At 34.2% G+C, this 20,458-nt stretch carries 23 protein-coding genes and 2 pseudogenes; 9 read left to right on the forward strand and 16 right to left on the reverse strand.

Translation table 11 applies throughout. The annotated features are described in order from the left end of the window. The first annotated feature begins 181 nt into the window (after positions 1-181). The 4 genes from AAG068_RS13890 (at position 182) to AAG068_RS13905 (ending at position 3,750) form a co-directional block, all read left to right on the forward strand. Entirely contained in the window at positions 182-1,843 is a 1,662-nt protein-coding gene (locus AAG068_RS13890; RefSeq protein ID WP_342714660.1) for a sigma-54 interaction domain-containing protein, read from the forward strand. Positions 1,844-1,916: 73 nt separating this feature from the next. Further along, positions 1,917-2,189, forward strand: a complete 273-nt coding sequence (locus tag AAG068_RS13895; protein WP_342714661.1) for a (2Fe-2S)-binding protein — start codon at positions 1,917-1,919, stop codon at positions 2,187-2,189. Continuing rightward, positions 2,186-2,518, forward strand: coding sequence for a (2Fe-2S)-binding protein (locus AAG068_RS13900; protein ID WP_342714662.1), 333 nt, complete (start codon positions 2,186-2,188; stop codon positions 2,516-2,518). Before AAG068_RS13895 ends, AAG068_RS13900 begins: the two co-directional genes overlap by 4 nt. After that, positions 2,515-3,750, forward strand: coding sequence for an NAD(P)/FAD-dependent oxidoreductase (locus AAG068_RS13905; protein ID WP_342714663.1), 1,236 nt, complete (start codon positions 2,515-2,517; stop codon positions 3,748-3,750). The genes AAG068_RS13900 and AAG068_RS13905 overlap by 4 nt, the downstream gene beginning before the upstream one ends. A gap of 24 nt (positions 3,751-3,774) precedes the next feature. Here the strand turns inward: AAG068_RS13905 and AAG068_RS13910 are convergent, their stop codons facing one another. Both AAG068_RS13910 and AAG068_RS13915 read right to left on the reverse strand, forming a co-directional pair. Next, positions 3,775-4,083 (reverse strand): YxcD family protein, encoded by a 309-nt coding sequence (locus tag AAG068_RS13910; protein ID WP_000447759.1) that lies wholly within the window; start codon positions 4,081-4,083, stop codon positions 3,775-3,777. Next, positions 4,071-4,520 carry a hypothetical protein gene (locus AAG068_RS13915; protein ID WP_342714666.1) on the reverse strand — a complete coding sequence of 150 codons (450 nt, stop codon included), beginning with the start codon at positions 4,518-4,520 and terminating at the stop codon, positions 4,071-4,073. The genes AAG068_RS13910 and AAG068_RS13915 overlap by 13 nt, the downstream gene beginning before the upstream one ends. A 259-nt stretch (positions 4,521-4,779) precedes the next feature. On the opposite strand from AAG068_RS13915, the gene AAG068_RS13920 reads away from it, so the two are divergent. Both AAG068_RS13920 and AAG068_RS13925 read left to right on the forward strand, forming a co-directional pair. Beyond that, positions 4,780-5,544: a DUF1836 domain-containing protein gene (locus tag AAG068_RS13920; protein ID WP_000447235.1), complete on the forward strand. Its 765-nt coding sequence runs from the start codon at positions 4,780-4,782 to the stop codon at positions 5,542-5,544. A 235-nt stretch (positions 5,545-5,779) separates the two neighbouring features. Beyond that, the gene (locus AAG068_RS13925; protein ID WP_048525935.1) at positions 5,780-6,385 is read left to right on the forward strand and encodes a DedA family protein; all 606 of its coding nucleotides are present in this window, start codon (positions 5,780-5,782) and stop codon (positions 6,383-6,385) included. A 36-nt stretch (positions 6,386-6,421) separates the two neighbouring features. Here AAG068_RS13925 and AAG068_RS13930 read toward each other — a convergent pair whose 3' ends face one another. Continuing rightward, positions 6,422-6,910 (reverse strand): DinB family protein, encoded by a 489-nt coding sequence (locus AAG068_RS13930; RefSeq protein ID WP_342714668.1) that lies wholly within the window; start codon positions 6,908-6,910, stop codon positions 6,422-6,424. A gap of 140 nt (positions 6,911-7,050) precedes the next feature. On the opposite strand from AAG068_RS13930, the gene AAG068_RS13935 reads away from it, so the two are divergent. Beyond that, positions 7,051-7,275 (forward strand): hypothetical protein, encoded by a 225-nt coding sequence (locus tag AAG068_RS13935; RefSeq protein WP_061664649.1) that lies wholly within the window; start codon positions 7,051-7,053, stop codon positions 7,273-7,275. A 39-nt stretch (positions 7,276-7,314) separates the two neighbouring features. Here AAG068_RS13935 and dltD read toward each other — a convergent pair whose 3' ends face one another. The 9 genes and pseudogenes from dltD to AAG068_RS13980 form a co-directional block, all read right to left on the reverse strand. Next, entirely contained in the window at positions 7,315-8,496 is a 1,182-nt protein-coding gene (dltD, locus tag AAG068_RS13940; RefSeq protein WP_342714669.1) for a D-alanyl-lipoteichoic acid biosynthesis protein DltD, read from the reverse strand. Between the two features lie 266 nt (positions 8,497-8,762). Beyond that, complete coding sequence (locus AAG068_RS13945) at positions 8,763-9,290, reverse strand: GNAT family N-acetyltransferase (protein ID WP_342714670.1); 528 nt, start codon at positions 9,288-9,290, stop codon at positions 8,763-8,765. A gap of 117 nt (positions 9,291-9,407) precedes the next feature. Then, positions 9,408-11,030 carry a peptide ABC transporter substrate-binding protein gene (locus AAG068_RS13950; RefSeq protein WP_342714671.1) on the reverse strand — a complete coding sequence of 541 codons (1,623 nt, stop codon included), beginning with the start codon at positions 11,028-11,030 and terminating at the stop codon, positions 9,408-9,410. Between the two features lie 20 nt (positions 11,031-11,050). Further along, on the reverse strand, positions 11,051-12,052 hold the full coding sequence (locus AAG068_RS13955; RefSeq protein ID WP_342714672.1) for a C40 family peptidase: 1,002 nt from the start codon (positions 12,050-12,052) through the stop codon (positions 11,051-11,053). Positions 12,053-12,091: 39 nt separating this feature from the next. After that, positions 12,092-13,153 carry a dipeptide epimerase gene (locus AAG068_RS13960; protein ID WP_342714673.1) on the reverse strand — a complete coding sequence of 354 codons (1,062 nt, stop codon included), beginning with the start codon at positions 13,151-13,153 and terminating at the stop codon, positions 12,092-12,094. 144 nt (positions 13,154-13,297) lie between these two features. Next, entirely contained in the window at positions 13,298-13,624 is a 327-nt protein-coding gene (locus AAG068_RS13965; protein ID WP_342714674.1) for a DUF3870 domain-containing protein, read from the reverse strand. Positions 13,625-13,884: 260 nt separating this feature from the next. After that, complete coding sequence (locus tag AAG068_RS13970) at positions 13,885-14,241, reverse strand: FtsB family cell division protein (protein WP_001228722.1); 357 nt, start codon at positions 14,239-14,241, stop codon at positions 13,885-13,887. Between the two features lie 397 nt (positions 14,242-14,638). Further along, the gene (locus tag AAG068_RS13975; RefSeq protein ID WP_342714675.1) at positions 14,639-15,229 is read right to left on the reverse strand and encodes a DJ-1/PfpI family protein; all 591 of its coding nucleotides are present in this window, start codon (positions 15,227-15,229) and stop codon (positions 14,639-14,641) included. Then, positions 15,226-15,312 (reverse strand): annotated as a pseudogene (locus AAG068_RS13980) (ankyrin repeat domain-containing protein); the annotation flags it as partial. The gene AAG068_RS13975 and the pseudogene AAG068_RS13980, both read right to left, overlap by 4 nt. Before the next feature lie 153 nt (positions 15,313-15,465). Here AAG068_RS13980 and AAG068_RS13985 point away from each other — a divergent pair. Beyond that, a pseudogene (locus AAG068_RS13985) lies at positions 15,466-15,896 on the forward strand (cytidine deaminase). Between the two features lie 261 nt (positions 15,897-16,157). Here AAG068_RS13985 and AAG068_RS13990 read toward each other — a convergent pair. The 3 genes from AAG068_RS13990 to AAG068_RS14000 all read right to left on the reverse strand — a co-directional run bounded on the left by AAG068_RS13990 (position 16,158) and on the right by AAG068_RS14000 (position 17,976). Then, positions 16,158-16,388: a hypothetical protein gene (locus AAG068_RS13990; protein WP_000789031.1), complete on the reverse strand. Its 231-nt coding sequence runs from the start codon at positions 16,386-16,388 to the stop codon at positions 16,158-16,160. A 358-nt stretch (positions 16,389-16,746) separates the two neighbouring features. After that, the gene (locus AAG068_RS13995) at positions 16,747-17,010 is read right to left on the reverse strand and encodes a hypothetical protein (protein ID WP_342714679.1); all 264 of its coding nucleotides are present in this window, start codon (positions 17,008-17,010) and stop codon (positions 16,747-16,749) included. 201 nt (positions 17,011-17,211) lie between these two features. Further along, complete coding sequence (locus tag AAG068_RS14000; RefSeq protein ID WP_342714680.1) at positions 17,212-17,976, reverse strand: class I SAM-dependent methyltransferase; 765 nt, start codon at positions 17,974-17,976, stop codon at positions 17,212-17,214. A 204-nt stretch (positions 17,977-18,180) separates the two neighbouring features. On the opposite strand from AAG068_RS14000, the gene AAG068_RS14005 reads away from it, so the two are divergent. Beyond that, the gene (locus tag AAG068_RS14005; RefSeq protein ID WP_342714681.1) at positions 18,181-18,459 is read left to right on the forward strand and encodes a hypothetical protein; all 279 of its coding nucleotides are present in this window, start codon (positions 18,181-18,183) and stop codon (positions 18,457-18,459) included. 61 nt (positions 18,460-18,520) lie between these two features. Here AAG068_RS14005 and AAG068_RS14010 read toward each other — a convergent pair whose 3' ends face one another. Then, on the reverse strand, positions 18,521-20,314 hold the full coding sequence (locus AAG068_RS14010; protein WP_342714682.1) for a Xaa-Pro dipeptidyl-peptidase: 1,794 nt from the start codon (positions 20,312-20,314) through the stop codon (positions 18,521-18,523). Between the last annotated feature and the right edge of the window lie 144 nt (positions 20,315-20,458).

The following is a 20,458-nucleotide window of genomic DNA, read 5'->3' on the forward strand; positions in this document are numbered from 1 at the left end:
GTAGCACCCCTCCCTTCTTTTTAATCCCTCACTTTCTTTTATGCAATTGACGTGCCAACTCTACATATATACACTTTTTACAAATAATATTTTTATCTGTAAAAATATTTTGAATTTATCATAAATAAGTGTATTATTTTTTTATCACTGTCAAAATTTTTATACATAATAGGAGGACAATATGGCATTCTCATTTCCCACAATAAAAGAATTTCTAAAAACATTATCTATTGATCATACATATAGCACTCAACACATTGAACAAGTTGACGAAAAATTTTATTACCGACCTTCTACTACAGAAGAATATAATTGTGCAGCTATATATGAAGATGACTCGTTCACCGCTTTAATTGACGGGTTTTCCAATGAACTAGCCGTTATCATAATGAACCGAAATAAAGAGCCTATATGCTGTATAACGGCACAGCAAATCATTCCGTTTCTTGTTAAGTCTTACAATGAACTACAATCTTTCTATAACACCGTAATACAAACAACTGATTCTTCTGTTACAGTCATCGATGATAAAGAATGTGTTCGTACTTGGACAGATGGCGCCGAAAAGATTTTTTCAGTCAATCAAAATGAAATTATTGGACAACCTATCACTCGCTTTTTTGACTATAAAGATTTGGAAATTTTACAATCATTACATGACGGAAAAAGCATAATCGCTCAGTTCCATCAGCCTCGTCCAGATCTGTTCGTATTAATTAATTCAAACCCAGTGTATTGTAACGATGAAATTATAGGAGCAGTCGTTTCTGAAACTGATGTTACAAATCAAGTCGCTTTAAATGAAAAACTATTTAATATGTCACATGAAATGCACCGTTTAGAACAAGAGGTCGCAAAGTATAAAGATGAATCAGACCCTTTCCTTGCGATGAATGGAAAGAGCCCTGTTATACAAAGAACGATACAATTAGCTAGAAAGGTTTGTTCGGTGAAATCAACTGTTTTAATACTCGGCGAAAGTGGTGTTGGAAAAGAAGTATTCGCGAAAGCAATCCATGAAGCAAGTGAAGCAGCTAAGGCACCTTTCATTTCAATTAACTGTGGCGCCATTCCAGAAGCGTTATTTGAAAGTGAATTATTTGGGTATGAACGCGGGGCGTTTTCTGGTGCAAATAGTAAAGGGAAAAAAGGTAAAATAGAGCTCGCGCAAGGCGGTACATTATTCCTTGATGAAATAGGAGAAATGCCGCTCGATATGCAAGTAAAGCTTTTGCGTGTACTACAAGAACGAAAATATTACCGTGTTGGTGGAGAAAAAGAGATTCATATTAATTTCCGCATTATCGCGGCTACAAATCGAGATTTACAAGAGGAAATGAGAAAAGGCACGTTCCGAGAAGATTTATACTATCGCCTAAATGTAGTTAGCTTGCATATTCCACCGCTGCGCGAAAGACGTGAGGATATTATTGAATTAACTTATTCTTTCTTAAACGATTTTTCAATCAACTATAACAGACCAATTCGTGACTTACCTTCCAGCATTATGCATGAATTGCTTCATTACAATTGGCCAGGTAATATTCGCGAACTTCGTAACGTTGTTGAAAGACTTGTCGTATTTGCGACTGACGGTATTATAAAGCAAGAATATTTACCATTCCATACAATTGAAACGTTAGATAATCATATGGCTCATTCCCTATTACTCAGCAACAATAATACGATTCTCTCTTTGCAAGAAGAGATGGATGAGCATGAGAAGAAAGTCATTGAGAGGGCTTTACGCATATTAAATGGGAATAAATTAGAGTGCGCGAAACAACTCGGTGTAACGAGAGCCACTTTATATAACCGTTTAAAAAAGCTTGGATTACAATAACCGTCTCCCTCCTCTATATTGGCATAGTTTTTGCATAATAATTTGTGCAAACCGAACTAGAGGAGGAATACATATGACGAATAAAGATCACTTAATTGTTTGTCGATGTGAAGAAGTAACATACGGTCAACTTCAATCGACAATTGCTGCATATAATTGCTTGGGAAGAGAATTAAAACTAAGAACACGTGCTGGCATGGGATTTTGCGGTGGCCGCACATGTAGAATGATGATAGATCGAATGATTGAAAGTGCAAATCCTGACGTAACTACTAATGAAATCCCATTAAAATATCAACCCCCTGTGCGCGCGGTTACCTTTGGAGCGGTAGGTGAAAATCAATGAATAGAATTACCCATCACCCTATTTTAGGGAGTTTAAATAATAGTAAACGCATCACTTTCCAATTTAACGGGCAACAATATGAAGCATATGAACATGAAACGATTGCGGCCGCTTTACTTGCAAACGGAATAAGAACTTTAAGAGTGCATGAAGACAGCGGGACGCCGCGAGGTATTTACTGTAATATTGGACATTGTTCTGAGTGCCGCGTCACAGTAAACAATCAAGCAAATGTACGAGCGTGCTTAACTGTTGTAGAAAAAGATATGATTGTTGATAGTGGGAAACAGCATCCAAATATCGTGAGAGAGATGGTGAAAAAACGATGAACGACATCATTATTATCGGTGCTGGACCAGCGGGTTTATCAGCTTCTATCTCTTGTGCTCGTTTTGGACTCAACGTACTTGTTATTGATGAATTTATGAAGCCTGGCGGAAGGTTGCTCGGACAATTACATCAAGAACCTACTGGAGAATGGTGGAACGGCATAGAAGAATCAAAACGCCTTCACGAAGAAGCTAAATCACTTTCAGTTGATATTCGATGTGGTATTTCCGTCTATAATTTAGATAAAGATGAAAGCACTTGGTTCGTACATACGAATATCGGTACGTTAGAAACACCGTTTGTTCTACTTGCTACTGGCGCTGCTGAGTACGCCATCCCCCTTCCTGGTTGGACACTTCCAGGAGTTATGTCAATCGGGGCAGCCCAAGTAATGACAAATGTACATCGTGTTCAAATTGGGAAAAAAGGAGTAATTATTGGTGCTAACATTTTGTCATTCGCTATTTTAAATGAATTACAATTAGCAGGAATTAAAGTGGAACATATCGTACTTCCTGAAAAAAATGAATTAAGTCAAAAGGCTGGTGAACCAGAAGAAGTATTAAACTCTCTCTTACACGCTGCCCACCTTGCCCCGTCACCTTTATTACGTATAGGTAGCCGATTGATGAAATATAATTGGGCGAAACAAGCTGTATTAAACTTCTATCCTAATAAAGGTATGAAGATAAATGGAACACCACTTCACCTTCGAAAAGCAGCTCTTGAAATTATTGGAACAGATCAAGTTGAAGGTGTACGAGTAGCTAATATTGATACGAAAGGAAACGTCATAACCGGATCGGAACAAGTATATGAGGCAGACTTCGTTTGTATTGCCGGTGGCTTATACCCTCTTGCTGAGCTTGCTGCTGTAGCTGGCTGTCCTTTCCGTTACATTCCGGAATTAGGTGGACATGTTCCACTCCATTCCGAAACAATGGAAACCCCTCTTCCCGGTTTATTTGTAGCTGGCAATATAACTGGCATTGAAAGCGGGAAAATTGCAATGGCACAAGGGACTGTTGCTGGATATTCTATCGTAAAACAGGCAAATAAAAAATCTCATTCGGTTGAACAACACTTACAACAAGCAATTCAACATGTACATGCTGTACGTCATCAAGCTGCCATACAATTTAACCCAATGATTGATGTTGGTAGATGCAAAATGAATGAAATTTGGCGTGATTATTCCCTTGCGTATGCACATACTAAAAAGAGCTGCTGAGATTTCTCTCAACAGCTCTTTTTCCTACTCATCTGAGTTATTAAATTTCGCTAATGCGTAAATGCCTTCTTCATCATCTAATTCAAGTTGTAATCTTGCTGCAAATGAATTGACATTATATTCTCTGTCAAGTAATAAGCGCAATGCTTCGATTAAGTTTGCTTGAATTAAAATTTGCTGGCGACCATTTACCTCTACTTCAGCAGAGAAACCGTAGTCATCATCATACATGAGTTCAACTAAAACTTCTTCTGGACCAACTTGTCTTTTTTCAGCAATATATACACAAAGCGCATTGATTAGTTCTTGTTCAGAAATTTTTATTGTTTCCATGCTACTTCATCTTCCTTTTTCTTACGTTGATCTTTGAAGTATTTAAATGCACGAATTGTTAACATTACGATACCAGCCATTACTAACATATTTACCATAAATGCTAATACAGAACCAAGAGCTCCCATATTTGCAAATAAGCTACCCATTAGTAAACCACCAAGACCACCTAGTAATAAACCTTTCATAAAGCTTCCTTTATTACTTTTTGGTGCTGTGTTTGTTGCTTTTGTTTTTGAATCTGTTGTCGTTTTTTGTGAATTTACGTTATTATCTTTTTTGTTCAAATCAACTTTTGACTTTTGACCAGAACTTGGTGTGTATGATTTTTTACCAGATTTGTAACCCTTCGCTGCTGCGTGATCTACAAACATGAAGCTACTAGCTCCAAAGATAACCATGAATGCTGTCATGACTGCTACAAGTTTTTTCAACATATTATATCCATTCTCCTTTTATATAGATATATGTGAAATCTACCTTTCTAGTAAATTCAGAATGATAGATTTGTTTTTAAAAACATTTTAAAGGTTCTTATGAACTTATTATATGAACTTTTGTCGAAATATGCAAGTATTATTTACTTCCGACAGTTTGGTGACAAGGGAAAAATTAAGCAAAACAGAATTGACTTTAAATGAAACAAAACATATTATAGGTTCATAAGAACTTTTTATTATTTTTGGAGGTGAAAAGATGGAAACATTTCATCTCACACGAAACGAAATGGCTACCCTTCTTCTATCATTACGAGGATGGAATACGAAAAAGCCTCTCGGTATTTTACAAGAAGCTTGGGCGAAGTCACATAAAAAAGATATTGAAAGCGGACAAAGCGTAACTGCTTTTATTACTACCGCACTTTCACCTATTTTTGAAAAACTAATTAAGATTGAAGATACGGACGTTGGTTTTTCATTAAATGAAATAGTTGCGCTTGGAAATCAAATTGAAAATACAAGTTTCTCAGTAACGGCCATGCAAAACTGGGTGAAACGAGATATAAAAGAAATGATTGGTTCTCCTCAAAAAGGAAAAAAATATTCAATTGAACAAGCAGCCTTACTATTCATTGTTGAAGATTTAAAAACAGCACTTGATTTTGAATCCATTCGTAAGCTATTACGCCTTATTGTAAATGACCCAGCCGATCGAAGTGATGACTTAATCAATCCTGTTCATTTATATGGAGCATACTCTTCCCTATTTGAAGAACTCAATCAAGGGAATTGCTTACAACTAAATGCAACAGATACAATCCATACAATTGAAAACATCGTAAAAGAAAGAGCTGATAAAATTGCAAGCAAGTTCGATCAAGTTAACAACGAACAACGCGAAGCAATTCGTAACGCCATTATTATCGCCACATTATCTGTGCATACCGCATATGTACAAATGTTAGCGAAACGTTACGTAACAGCAACGTTATTTTTACAGAACTTAGATGTGAAGCCGTAAAAAAATAGGAGCAGAAATGCTTCTATTTTTTTATGAAAAATTCTTAATCATCTTGTCATTATCTCTTCATGAAAACTGAACTTATATATTTTACTATAATACTTATGTGAGACATAAAAGAATTGAAATAGCAATCCCCTATACAAATAAGGTATAATCTACACATAGTGAATCTTTTATGTTATTAAGTATTAGGTTCACCTATTCAAAAATACATAAACTAGAAGGTGCAACAATGGTAAGTAGTTTTATTCATTCAGTATTAACGTTTTTTGAAGGATTAGGTTATTGGGGCATTATGCTTGGACTTATGATTGAGATTATCCCAAGTGAGATTGTCCTTGCTTATGCGGGATTCCTAGTATTCAATGGTAGTATCTCATTTATAGGTGCAGTTGTATTCGGTACAATTGGCGGCGTTATTGCTCAAATTTTTATTTATTGGCTTGGACGATACGGTGGACGACCTATATTAGAACGATACGGAAAATATATTTTCATTCATAAAAAACATATAGATGCAGCTGAAGATTGGTTTAATCGGTACGGAACTGGTGTAATTTTCACTGCACGCTTTATTCCAGTAGTACGTCATGCGATTTCAATTCCTGCTGGCATTACAAAAATGCCATTATTACGTTTCACTACATTAACAGCACTTGCAATCATCCCTTGGTCTATCATTTTCATTTATTTAGGTGAAAAACTAGGTCAAAATTGGGAGAATATAAACGATATTGCGGGACCGTATGTGAAGTCTTTCGCAATTGGCGGCGTCATACTTATCCTACTATACTTCATCCTTAAAAAATGGACAAAAAAACGTAAAAATCTTGCTTAAGATAATATAAAAACCGCTATACATTCATTACGAATGTTAGCGGTTTTTATTATAGGCTTGATTATATATTAGAAATTGCATTATTTCTTCTTTGTGCTTTAAGTCATGTTGAATGAGTGATGAAAAGTAATTATTTAATTTCACTTTTTTAGTGCCAAATTGGTAGACATTATAAAAATATTTGGTTGGAATTCGCTCAATTTCATCTACTAACTGTTTACGAGTAACGCTAAATCGATTTAATAGTTCTTCTTTTGAAATACCAGATCTCGCATATTTAATTGCTCCCTTATTCATTTCCTCAACATCTGTTGGAACATTTGGTACAGATTGTTCACTTATAAAGTATGGAATTCTATCCTTTATTAAAAACACATCCCAAACGATAAAATGTGAAATCACATCCGCAATTGCCCATGAACCTTTTTTTAATGCCTGAAACCATATATCATCAGGTACTCCCTTCAATGTTTGACACCATTCTATAAAATTCAACTTTTCTTCCAAAATATTTTCTGTCTTCATTATGCATTCCTTTCTCGCACTTGTAATTCATTCATATTAATATCTTCTAGGAATTATATAAAAAGCCTTCATAATTATGTGGATAAGCAACAATTCACTCGTCCATTTCGTATATTAACTCTAAAAGGAGTGATTTCCCTATGCATTGGCAACAAAAAATACAATACTTAATCGGACGCCCTATCGGTATTTCTTTCTTAAATGGGCAAGGAACTTCTGGTGTATTATGTTCAGCACATGATGGTCAATTATATGTGTATGAATACCTTTATCAAGCTCAATTCGCAATGAAGCATTATGATTTTAGACAAATTCAAGATATACATGCCTTTCCGAATTGCCCACATCAAAATCCTCTATACTAAAAAAAGGAACAGCTTATAGCCGTTCCTTTTTCTCCACACTTATTTTTCAGTATAAAAGTTTTGCACTGCTTCATCAAAGTAAATCCAGCCTTTCCACCCTAAATGAATTGTATCTTTTAAGAAATACTTATCATATTCATGGCCAGAAAAGTCAACTACTGGGTATCCTGCTTTCTCAACTTGTTCCCGAACTTTTTTATAATACACTTCACGGCGTTCTTTAGGGAAACCAGCGTAATCATACCACGGTCCATTTACAGGTACAGAAATGAATAGTGGCTTAACATTTTTCTCTTTAAATATATTTAAAACAATTTGTAAGTCATCATATTCTGGTGATTCTTCATATGATTCATTTGCTCTAAAGTTTTTTAAACCTTTTAATTTTTTCTTCAAATTATGTTTATAGTAATACGGATTTTCAATTCCGAATGAGTTTGTAGTAGATTCCGCTTTTCCTTCTTCTTCTGCATGTTTACGTGCATCTACCCAAGATATTGAACGTAGTCCCATATTAGTTTTTTCTTTCATCGGCTCAATCTTAAATATAGAGTTAAATAAATCTCTATGATCTAAAATATTTCGATGCATATAAGCAAGTGGTTTGACTAAACCTGCTTTTATGTTATGTTTCGTATCATTATATACAATACCTTCTAATGAATTTTTTAATATATCATCTTCTTGAACAACTTTATAATCTAATAGTCGTTTCGCAATTTGCTTCTTCATTTCAACATTTATTTTATCATTAAAAATAAAATGATATGCTTGTTGCTTAGAAAAGTTGTTCGTAAAATCCCCCTGTGATACCCCAGTCTTTGTAAACCATTGTGGTGATAAAACAAAGATTACCTTTTTACCTTCTAATCCATCCATAGTAGACGTCATATTTAATATATGAGCTAAACTTTGCGTACCGCCAATCCCCATTAAATATGGCGTAAAACCTGCCGGATTTACTTTAAAGTAATTAGATGGGTGATATGCATCCATTCGTAAAAATTCAGATGAACCATACATCGGTAAATACTGTGAATTCTCTAACATTTTTTGCTGTAAGAAAACACTTTGTAGTTTTTCTTTTTGTAAGGAAGTTGCAGCATCTTCTACTTTCTTATCACTAATAAGTGATACTAAACTTTTCGATGGGATTAATATGATAATGAAAAAAAACACACATGCTAAAATTATCGGACCAAAAGCATGTTTCATTTTCATCGTCTCTTCCTCTTTCTATTGCTATTAAATTGTAACCCTTGTTTTTGACACGCCATCATTTCTCTCCTTTTTCTCTATACATGTTCCATTCTATTTATCTATTATATACATGTATGTATTTCTTTCCTTGTTCTATTAAGTCCTATATTTAGCACAAGAAAATGTTTCCATAGAAACACGTTAATTATACAAGATTCTACATACATTTCACACTGGAATTTGAGTAATAATTTTATTTTTAAACAGTTAAAAAACATAAAAAATGTCTATAATTTATCCAATGATGTCTTGAGTTCAAAGTACGATAATAAACGGCCACTATGATCAACATCATGAGTATATGTGAAACCTAAATTTCGTAAAAGTTTTTTCGAATTCTCATTTTCTACTTTTACTCTAGCAATTATTCTTTTTACATTCACCATCTCTTTTGCATATTGAATGGACGCCTTTGCTGCTTCTGACGCATATCCATTTCCCCAATATTCCGGATCAAGTAAATACATAATTTCTATTTCACCTGTTTCATCTATTTTTCTTAAACCACAATGTCCTAAAAGCTTGTCTGTATTTCTATTAACTAACAACCATACCCCGAAATCATACTGTTCCCAATGTGATATTAGTTGTATAATATAGTCCTTTGCTTCTCCCTTTGACATTCCCCTTGATTTAGCAAGCCATTTGCCAACAGCTTCTTCCTTTAATATGCTATAAAATTGATCAACATCTTCTATAATGGGCTTTCTCATAAATAACCTTTTTGTATGCATTACTTTCTTTTCTTCAAACATAAAACTTCATTCCCCTCCAAAATTTTATACATACTAGTAAATTATACCATGTACTATTTACCCAACCTTAACTAAAAAAACAGACTACCACACACGTGGAGTCTGTTTTCTCATCCTTTATTTTTGTACATCTGCCCATTTTAAACTTGTAGCTGGACCAAATTGATGTACATATAAATCTTTCACATATGGTTTTTGTAAGTAAGATAGCCCGCGCTGGAATACTGGGGCAATAACTGCATCATCCAGCAGCATTTTTTCAGCATCTTGTAGTGCTTTCCAGCGAGCCTTTTCATCATTACCTAATTCTGTTTTAATCTTCTTAATTAACGCATTGTATTCCGGATTTGCATATTCTGTATTGTTTACACTACTTCCAGAAAGGAATACTTCTAAGTATGTCATTGGATCTGGATAATCTGGTAACCAGCGTGATAACGACATTTCATATTCTTTCTTCTTCTCTAGCGCTAATTTTTGCGTGTGTGGTTGTAATTTCACATTTACCTTTAAGCCCGGTAAGTTTTTCTCAAGCTGCTCTTTAATATATTCTCCTACTTTTTTGAAGTTTTCTAAATCATAGTTTAATAACTCAAGCGTTACTTCATTTGTACCAGTCTCTTGCTTCGCCTTTTCCCAATATTCTTTCGCCTGTTTTACATCAGTTTTATTAAACTCACCTGCCGTACTTCTAAAATCTTTTTTATCTGGACCTTTTAAAAATCCTTTTGGTACGTAATAGTTTGCAGCAACCGAACCATCATTTAAAAATGAAGTCGCAAGTCCTTTCTTATCAAACACTGTACTTAGTGCAAGCCGTGCATTTTTATTTTTAAGAATCGGCACATTTTCATTAAATCGGAAGAAGTACATAACTGGATCTGTATATTGTTTTAGCTCTTTATTATTTTTATATTTATCTACGAATTCTGTAGAAATGACAGCTCTATCAACTTTATCTGTTTCATATAAATTTACCGCAGTTGAAATTTCTTTAACAATTTGATAGTTTACTTCATCTAGCTTCACTTCTTTTTTATCCCAATACTTATCGTTTTTCTTCATCGTAAAACTAGCTTCATGCTTCCAATCAGATAATGTAAATGGCCCATTATATACCGCTTTATTTGCTTCTAATCCATATTTATCGCCTTGCTCTTTCGCATATTTCTCGTTAATTGGATAGAAGGACGGTAAAATAAGTAGTTTCGTAAAATACGGTACAGGATGTTCTAACTCTACAACGAACGTTTTATCATCCTTTGCTTTTACTCCTAATTCATCTAACCCTAGTTGTTTCTTATTTATTTTCTCTGCATTTTTCACATCGTACGCAATGTATGCATATTGAGAAGCTGTATCCGGGTTAATAAGCTGCTTCCAAGCATATACGTAATCTTGCGCTGTTACTGGATCTCCGTTAGACCATTTCGCATCACGCAAATGGAATGTATATGTTTTCCCATCTTTACTCACTTCATATTTTTGTGCTCCAGCCTCAATCACTTCATCATCTTTCGATAAACGGAATAATCCTTCCATTACGTTATTTAAAACGTTAAATGATACTGCATCTGTTACTTTCCCTGAATTTAACGATGGAATTTCACCCGTTTCTAGTAACTGTAATACTTTCTTCTCATCTTTCGGCTTTGTCGTTGTTTTTTCTTTTGCGCAGCCAACTAAAATTGAAGAAACGAATAGAGTACTAACTAATGAGTAGCGAACAACTTTTTTCATTTGAAAACCCCCTCTATTTTTTAAGGTAAGTAACGACGAGCACCAGCGTATTCTTCTATATATCCAGGTGTATTTAACGGTATAATCTCTACTGATCTTTCAGCTCTTGGTGAGTGAATCATATTTCCGTCACCAATATACATTCCCACATGATGAACACTACCTTTCCCTTGATCATGTGCAAAGAAGATTAAATCTCCTTTTTGTAAATTTTCTTTATCCGCTGCAACTCCATTTCTCGATTGCGGACCAGAATCTCGCGGAATTGTAATACCGTGCGATTTATAAATCGTATGTGTAAATCCAGAGCAATCAAATCCGAAGCCACTTGTACCAGCCCAAATGTACGGTAATCCTAAAAACATTTTCCCTGTGTTTATTAAATCATCGGCCGCCGGGGTTGGAATATCATTTTGAGAACGGTAAACCGTTCCATCATTTTTTCGTAGCCAAGCTTTCTGCCCATTTGGTAGCAACACGCGGTATGAAATCGCATCTTCACTAAGTAGCGGCAGTCGCGTATTATAGCTCACTTCAAGCGATTTATGTTTTTCAGAAGGATTTATATATAAAATGGCTGTCGGTTTCGTTACTAATACGAAAGGTTCATTTGTTTTATCTGCAAATTCTTGATTATATGTTAACTGTTTTTCAGGCATCCATCCTGGGTAGCCTTCTTCATTTCGAGGTGTTGGCTGACCATGGACTAACACTTTCACCCAATCCCCTTTTTTATCTACAACTGTTACTTCTTGGCCTAATAACGCTTGCGTTTCTAATTTATTTGCACTTGTTAACCAAAGTTTCTCATCAAGCGTCATCGATTTCGTCCACTTCCACAAATCAACTGGATTTGTAGCACTTGGTGCATCAATTGGCCGTAATGAATCAGGTGCAGTCCAAAGTGTTGCGGCAGATACATCGATAAACGCCTTACTATCTTTCTTTTCTTCAGCATTTGCTGATGTAAACGATGAAAATATAAATAAAGTTGTTAAAAATGCAGTTCCTACTTTTTTCATAAATATCCCCCTTAAAAGATAATTTACTAGTCTCTTCTCCTAAGATTTACTATTCACTGTCGATTGAAGGTTTACCTTTGATCCAGAATAAGTCATTCCTTCCGGTTCTTCCATTAACCAAAGTGGCGCATCAAGATCGAAGTAATGAATATTAGGATGTGCAGCAGCTAAATGTGCAACAGCGCTAACAGAAAGAGAAGATTCCATCATGCTTCCTACCATACATTTCACACCAGCTGCTTCTGCTATCTCTGCAATACGCCACGCTTCGCGAATGCCACCACATTTCATTAATTTAATATTGATTAAGTCTGCATATCTTCCTTGCACAATTTTTAATGCATCACTCGCTGAAAATATGCTTTCATCTGCCATAATAGGTGTTTGTACATGATCTTTGACGTACTTTAATCCCTCCCAATCTTTCGCATGAACAGGTTGTTCAATAAATTCAATATTTAAATTGCGATTTTCCATCTCTTTAATGATAGAAACTGCCTCTTTTGGATTCCACCCTTGATTTGCATCTAATCGTAACGTCGTATTTTTTGGTACGCTATTTCGAATCGCTTCAATACGTTCTAAGTCTAAGTGTGCAGATTTCCCCACTTTAATTTTTAAAGTTTGAAATCCTTTTTCTACATGTTGCTTTGCCTCTTTCGCCATAGTGAAAGGCTCATCTACACTCACCGTAATATCTGTATGAATTTCTTTCTTCCCGCCTAATAATGCGTAAAGTGGAACGTTATGATATTGACAATACACATCATATAATGCGATATCTACCGCTGCTTTCGCACTTGGATTTCCAATGCAACTCACTTGAATGTGTTGCAGTAACTGCTGAAATTGAATGATATCTTGACCAATTAAACATGAACGCATCGGCCCTAAAATTGCTTCTTCAATCCCGTTAGCGAAATCACCCGTAATAACCGGTGTTGCAGCTGCAGCTCCCTTACCGACAATTCCTTCATCTGTATGAATATATACATCTATACTTTCTATTTCGGTTACGGTACGAAGCGCGGTTTTAAACGGTGTATGAAGATTTACACGTCTACGATTTACTTTTACATCGGTAATTTTCATTTTGTTCATCCTTTCTTTGTCTAGCAAAATGGAGCCTTAATTCTCAACTTTTTTGGATCAAAAGATCTCCGCTTGTGCTTACTTTTCATGTAGAAGGTAAATGTGAAATAAAAAAAATCCAGCCATAAGAAGATTCTTACGGCTGGATTTTGTCTATGAATGGGTAGACAAAGCAGCGATTTGATTATATTTTTTCTGTGCATCTTTTACTGCTACAAGTAGTGCCTTTTGAGACGAACCGAAATAACGACCTTTTATTTCCATTACTAACGCTGGGTCATTAATATTTTTATGTAGAAATAAATATTTAACAAATTGTGATGTTAATGCAATTGTCGCTGAGCAATCTGCATCTACAATTTCCCCAGTCTCCTTAACAAGTACAAATGCTACAAAATAACTTTTGAACTTTTCGGTAATGGGATTATTTTGAGGTGCTTTCGCATCCCCTACGACATAAATTGTATTTGAAGCGTACACAGCTATCTTCCTTTCTAATACGGGATAACGGTTTTCTTAATAGTCGTATGAGTGATAAACTCAACGTTGATTAAGAAATGTATCCGCTTACCTTGTATTATAATACAATTGACAGAATTTTAACAACATTTATTTCGGTATATATTCCATAAGTATAAAAACAGCTCACACTCTTCATTTTTACAATATGTAATTGTTTCTTGTACCATGCCCTTCATACATAAAAAAAACAGCTAGCTATCGCTAACTGTCCTATTACACTACTTCGGCAACACAAATATAGTTTCATTTGATTTAGAGAATTGATATTCTTTTCTCGCAAACTTCAAAATTTCTTCCTCATCGTCTGTTAAATTTTCTATGTTAGTCTTTAAAGAAGCCTTATCTTTCTTTAAAGACACCAATTGTTTTTTTTGATTCGTTATTGTATCTTTTTTTTCTACGATTATTTCTTGTTGTTTCGTTAAAATAAATTGAACGTACAAAGTAGCCGCCGCAATAAATATAAACATGAATATAAAACGCCTTAGTTTTTTCTTATTAATTGCTCGATTCTCATTAGACTGTGATAGTTGTTCTTGTATATTAGGAACATTTATTCGCTTGAGTTTCCTCATTATGAAATCCCCCTAACACATATATTTTCACTACCATCGGTATGACTCTTACTAACTATAATTCTATTCTTATAAAATAAGCTCCTTCACAAAAATATCTTACAAATTAACCAATTAAAGATAGCATTCGACGACATTTCCATATTTACATTGCATTTTTTTATGTATGCTGGCATAAAATAGTAGTTTCTGTTATTCTTTTTCTACTATTGTAGAAGAATTTTTTTCATACAAAATCCCCGTTTTTATAGCTTACATGGAGAAAAAAGATGCATTGTCGTACATTCGAAAGGACTGGAATTCCTGTATCAGAACTACAATTTAGAACATAGATCCCTAGGTAGTCACTTATATACATACAAAATAAGAAAAAAAGCCCAAACTGGGCTTTTTAATTTTACAAATCAATATCATATTCCATGCGTTTCGCCGTTTCCTGAGCAATCTCCACACCTAATAAATTTTTCACAATATGAAATGACATGTTAATACCAGCTGAAATACCTGCCGATGTAATAATATGTCCTTCATCTACAAATTTCACATTCTCCATTACTTCTACATTCGGAAAATCTTTTTTGAAAGTTTGAATACTAGCCCAATGTGTTGTTGCTTCTAACCCTTCCAGTAAACCAGCTTTCGCGAGTAATAACGCTCCAGTACAAACTGAAGTCATTAGCTTTACTTCTTTCATTTGCTGACGAACCCAATTTATTATAATATCATTTTTCACTTCATTTTCCCGAGCGCCTTTACCACCTGGAATGATTAATATATCAACTGGTGGTAAATCTTCAATACTATAATCAGGCTTTACCTTTAATCCGTTCCTTGCTGTAATCATTTCTCCATTTTGGCTAACTGTATAAACAGTAAATGGTTTCTCTTCATGTACTTTAGTGATAGAAAAAACTTCAAATGGCCCTGCAAAATCTAACACTTCCACGTCATTAAATAAAAATATCCCTACACTCCATTTATCCATCACACGTTCACTCCCTGTTGCAAATAATGTAAAAGATGATTATGACCTTTTTCCAAGGCTATATCATAGGCTGTTTTCTCATCATCACACTCTTCTATATGTTCTATTGATTATTATATATTCCTTTTAAAATTATAGTTTACATAATAATATTATCTATTTAATCCCTATCTTTTATTTTAAATATTAAAATTTTCTGCTGAAATAATGCTAATCATGTTTAGTATGGAGGAGGAATTATGTTACAAGTAACACCTTTAAATAGTGAAGACTATGATTTAATTAACGCCGCTGAAAAAGTAATCAAAAAAACTATAAATATAGCCGTCATCATATCGGTTCAGCTGTAAGAACTAAAACAGGTAACATTTATGCAGCAGTGCATGTTGAAGCGAATGTTGGAAGAATAACAGTATGTGGTGAAGCAATGGCAATCGGAAAATCTATTTCCGAGGGTGATCATGAATTTGATACCATTGTAGCAGTTGCTCACCCACACCCTCATGAAGATATAGAAAAATGTTGGGTTGTTGCTCCATGTGGTATATGTCGAGAATTAATAAGTGATTATGGAAAAAATACGAACGTTATACTTTCTTATAATGGTGAACTTGTAAAATGTAACGTAATGGAATTATTACCTGAAAAGTATACAAGTGAAGTAGAATAATCATTCCTGTTTCCATCTACCAAATAATATTATTCCAATAAAAAAACAATCCCTTTTTAAAACGGATTGTTTTTTTTATTTCTGTTTTATGCAGTTTATTTTATTTTTCTATTTTTAAAAACGATTAAACTATAATTAATAAAAACGAAATTAAAATATTTAAATTTACCTCATTTCGCATTTTTCATTTGAAAATAAAAATATTATTTCTCCTTACATTCGATAAATATTAATATAAATTCTCTAAAATCAGCAGTCTTATCATACCAATCTATAACAATTCTGTCTTCTTCCCTTACCTGTTTCCTTTAACACATATGATTTTAATACAAGCGCCGTTAATGAATCCGTTAATGTTTTATATGATAAATTAGATAATGCCAATAGATCGTTCGTATATAACATTCTATGCTTCTCTAATAATAATAGTACTAATCGTTCAGACGGTTTTAATGCCTCATCACTTTCTAGTATAAAGTCTATATTTTTCATTTCTCTAATTATTACTCCTTATATAAAAAAATGGTCACGCAACTAATTTAATATAAAAATAATACACAACAAGATTTGAAATATATTAAAATAACATTGTTCCAAAACACTATTATACTATAACATAAAAAAAGCACTTCCCGAAATAGGAAATGCTTTTTTATTGCTTATAGAATTCTTCAAACCATACATTATATTTCAAATACTGATTCGTACAATTCCCTACGAACTTCTCTGATCATTCAAAAGTATTTGTAATACATCAAGTTCTATTAAAATGAGTTAAACAAATAAAAATGGTTAGTCATTCATGCTCTAAACATGGATGACTAACCATTTTCCAGCGTTTTGTTCTACCTTAAATATTTCTTGCGATATGCGGCTTACTGTAATGACTTGTTCCACCACCGCCTACTACTACTTTACCGCCTTTTTGGAAGATTAATAATTTACTTGAACCATCTGCAAGAAGTACTATTACTTCAGCATTATTACTTGTTGCTACATAAATTACATAACCACTTTTTGATATACAAGTTTCCCAATTCGCATCAAATTCTGATCTTAATACACGATTTGAATACACTTGATTTTCAATTCTATCTTGTTCTTCGTTTGCCAAATTTATCCCCTGCCTCTCTAAAATATCATTTATAGAAACATTACAGTTCTATTTAAAATAGTGACTGTCTTTAATATAAATAGTATATGTAGTTAGTAGAAGGATGCTTGGACAATGAAAACGTAATAACATGTACGTAATATACAATTAAAACAAGGCAATCGATATTGTATCGATCGCCTTGTTTTCTTACATACTTCTTTATTTTTCTTTTCGCACTGCTTCAAAAGTAAACATTTGATTTGCATTTGACGGTTTTTTTTCGAAAACATAGTCAGCAGAGCAAGTAATGTTAGAGAAACCAATACTTTCTAAAAGAAGTTTAAACTCTTCTATTCCATACCAGCGCACCGCAAAGCGTTGCAATTCCGTTTGTACTAACTGCCCTTTACTCCATTTTTCATATTTTAAATATGATAGAGTAGTTTGATTCAGCCAATCTATTTCAATTGATTTATTTTCTAATTTAATTCCATCTCCATTTGGCAAAGAAAAAGTCGATGTATGAATCTCTCCCGTCTTCCAGTCATGTGGAAGCATAATATCTACGATTAATCGTCCACCTGGATTAAGGTGTTCATAAAAACATTTCAATGCATTTATAGAATTCTCACGATTTTCAATTAAGCAAAAAGAACCAGTAGGAATGATAATTGCCTCATATTTATGCGGAAGTGAAAATTGTTGTAAGCTTCCTTCATATAAATTAGGGTGTACGCCTCTCTCTTTGCATCTTATACGGCACGATTCTAGCATTTCAGGTGAATAGTCAATCCCATCAACTGTAAAACCAGCCTCAAGAAGTGGGATGATGACACGCCCTGATCCTACTGCTGCTTCGAGAATTCTACCTCTACAATTTTTCAAACGTTCTTCGTAATACTCAATATCACCATTTAAAGAATAACCGACAGGCTTTGTGTAATCATAAAGTTCCGTGCAAAGTGAACTATAAAAACTAAACATTTATTTTCTCCTCCGTTTTTACGTACGGAAGATTTTCATTCAATTAATCTTCCTGTACCTTTACTTTTAATGAAAATTCGAAAGAGCTGACTGTCATACTATATCACTCGCTTTCCATAGAATATACTCATATTGTATAATATTTCCTTTGAAATGCCAATGTGAATAATGAAAATTCAAACTCTTCGCAAAAATGAGGATATGATGAATTCATTAATTATATTTCTTTTACTTCTTATTGCTTTTAATGCTCTAATTTTCTTTATAGCGAAGAAATATAGGCAAATATGGAAAATATCTAGTGGTATTTTCATACTTGCTGCCCCCATTGTTTTCTTCGCCACTTTGCACATAATTGGTGAAAAAGTAGGCGATGGATTCGCTGGAGGTTTTGCGGGCCTTATATTTAGTGGCCTATTGATCATGAATGCAATTTTCTTATTTGTTGTAAGTATTTTTATATCTACCAATAAAAAATCATAATAAACTTCCCTTTCAATATTTAAAGAGCTTACTATACGGTAAGCTCTTTATTCACAACTATTTATTTCACAATTGGCAATGCTACTTCACTTAATTTTACTGTAAGATTCGTGCCCGCTTTCGGTCTAATTGTATAATCATAGTCGCTAGCAATTAAAACGACCCCTATTTGATGCCCAGCTTTAAATACATAATCATCTGGCTGCATATCCCATGTAAATGTATAATCTTTGCCCGGTTGAATCGCCGTTGAATTTTCTATACTCTTTACGTTTTGTGGATCCATCCAGCCTCTCGTTACGATTTCAGGCTTTGTTCCTCCATAATCAACAAGTAAAGCGGTTAAATTTGATACAGATCGATCAATATTTCCCGTAATTGAAATCTTTGGTGTACCACTTATACGCGTATCTTTTTGCAGTACAGGCATTGTATACACTAATCGATTGGCTACTTCTAATTCTGGGTTTGCTACTAATTGATTTGATTTCATTTTTGCATCATCTACGAATGAAAACACCTTATTAACAGCCCCCATGCTCAATGGTAAATTAACTGCTTTGTTACTTAAAAACATTCGAATTTTTGACGGTACAGCTGCTGGATCTGGCCAGTTTTTTAATTTTTCCCATGTTTTATTTTCACGTTGTACATCAACCATTGGCTCATTCATAATCCCATTTTCAATTCCATACAACCAGTAATCGAACCATTCATTTTGTGTTCTTTGCCAGTCATTCGTTGATGTTCCACCGTGTCCACCTTGATGTAACCACATTTTTCGAGGGACATCATTCTCTCCAAGTGCTTCCCACCATTGCACGAACTGCTTCGTCTTTACATTCCAATCATTTAAACCATGAACAACAAATACACTCGCTTTTACGTTTTTAGCATCTTTTACATAATTTCGTTTATCCCAAAAATCATTATAATTACCAGTTTTCCGGTCCTGTCCAGCTGTTAGCTCTTTTATTACTTGTCCGCAAACTTCAGGGTTTTCCCTCGTTAATACTGCTTCTGCCATATTATCCGTATCTTCTCCTTGATATCCACCTGGTGCAATGACTGCACCGTTTGCACGATAATAATCATACCAACTACTAATCGCTGCGATTGGAATAATTGTTTTTAACCCTTCAACACCAGTCGTCGCAACAGCATTCGGTAACGTACCATTATAAGAGACTCCTGTCATACCGACATTTCCCGTTGACCAATCAGCTTTAACTTCCTCACCATTTTCTGTATATGCTTTCGCACGTCCATTTACCCAATCAATTACAGATTTCGTCCCTAATATTTCTTGCTCATCCCCAGTCGTCGGACACCCTTCTGATTTCCCAGTTCCAATACTTTCACCTAAAATGACTGCATAGCCTCTTGGTACATAATAATTTCCATACGAACCAAGATTAACAGCTCCATACGGTTTCCCTTCATACGCATACAATTCTTCATCTACGTTATATACAGGAACATCTTTTAAACCAGCTCGATATGGACTCATTTCATATATAACAGGAACTTTCACATTTGGATCAGTTTTTGGACGCATAACTTTTACCGATACACGATCCTTTTTTCCATCTCGATCACTATCTACTTCCGTTTCTACAAATAAATTTTCAATAATTGCTTCATCAAGCGAATAAATCGGTTTTGTCATCCCATTTTCTAATTCAATTTTCGTGTTTGATTGTAACGCCTCTGAAACTTTTCCATTTAACTTCACGTCATTCTCATTTATGTAGTTTGTTTCTTTATTGTCTGCATACGCAGTCGTGCTAGAAACTCCTGATGTAATTGATAAAGATAATATTGCTGATAATGTTGCTATTTTCTTTTTCCCCATACGCTTGCCTCCCCATATATTTCTCTTTTTACTATACAATAAAATTACAGAAAATTCAGTTTATATTTTATGCAACAACTTGAAAAATTTGTAGAACACTCTTCCAACGGGCCTTCAAGGTTATATATTTTGAATTACTACTTA

The sequence above is a fragment of the Bacillus paramycoides genome (assembly GCF_038971285.1).
Classification (GTDB): Bacteria; Bacillota; Bacilli; order Bacillales; family Bacillaceae_G; genus Bacillus_A.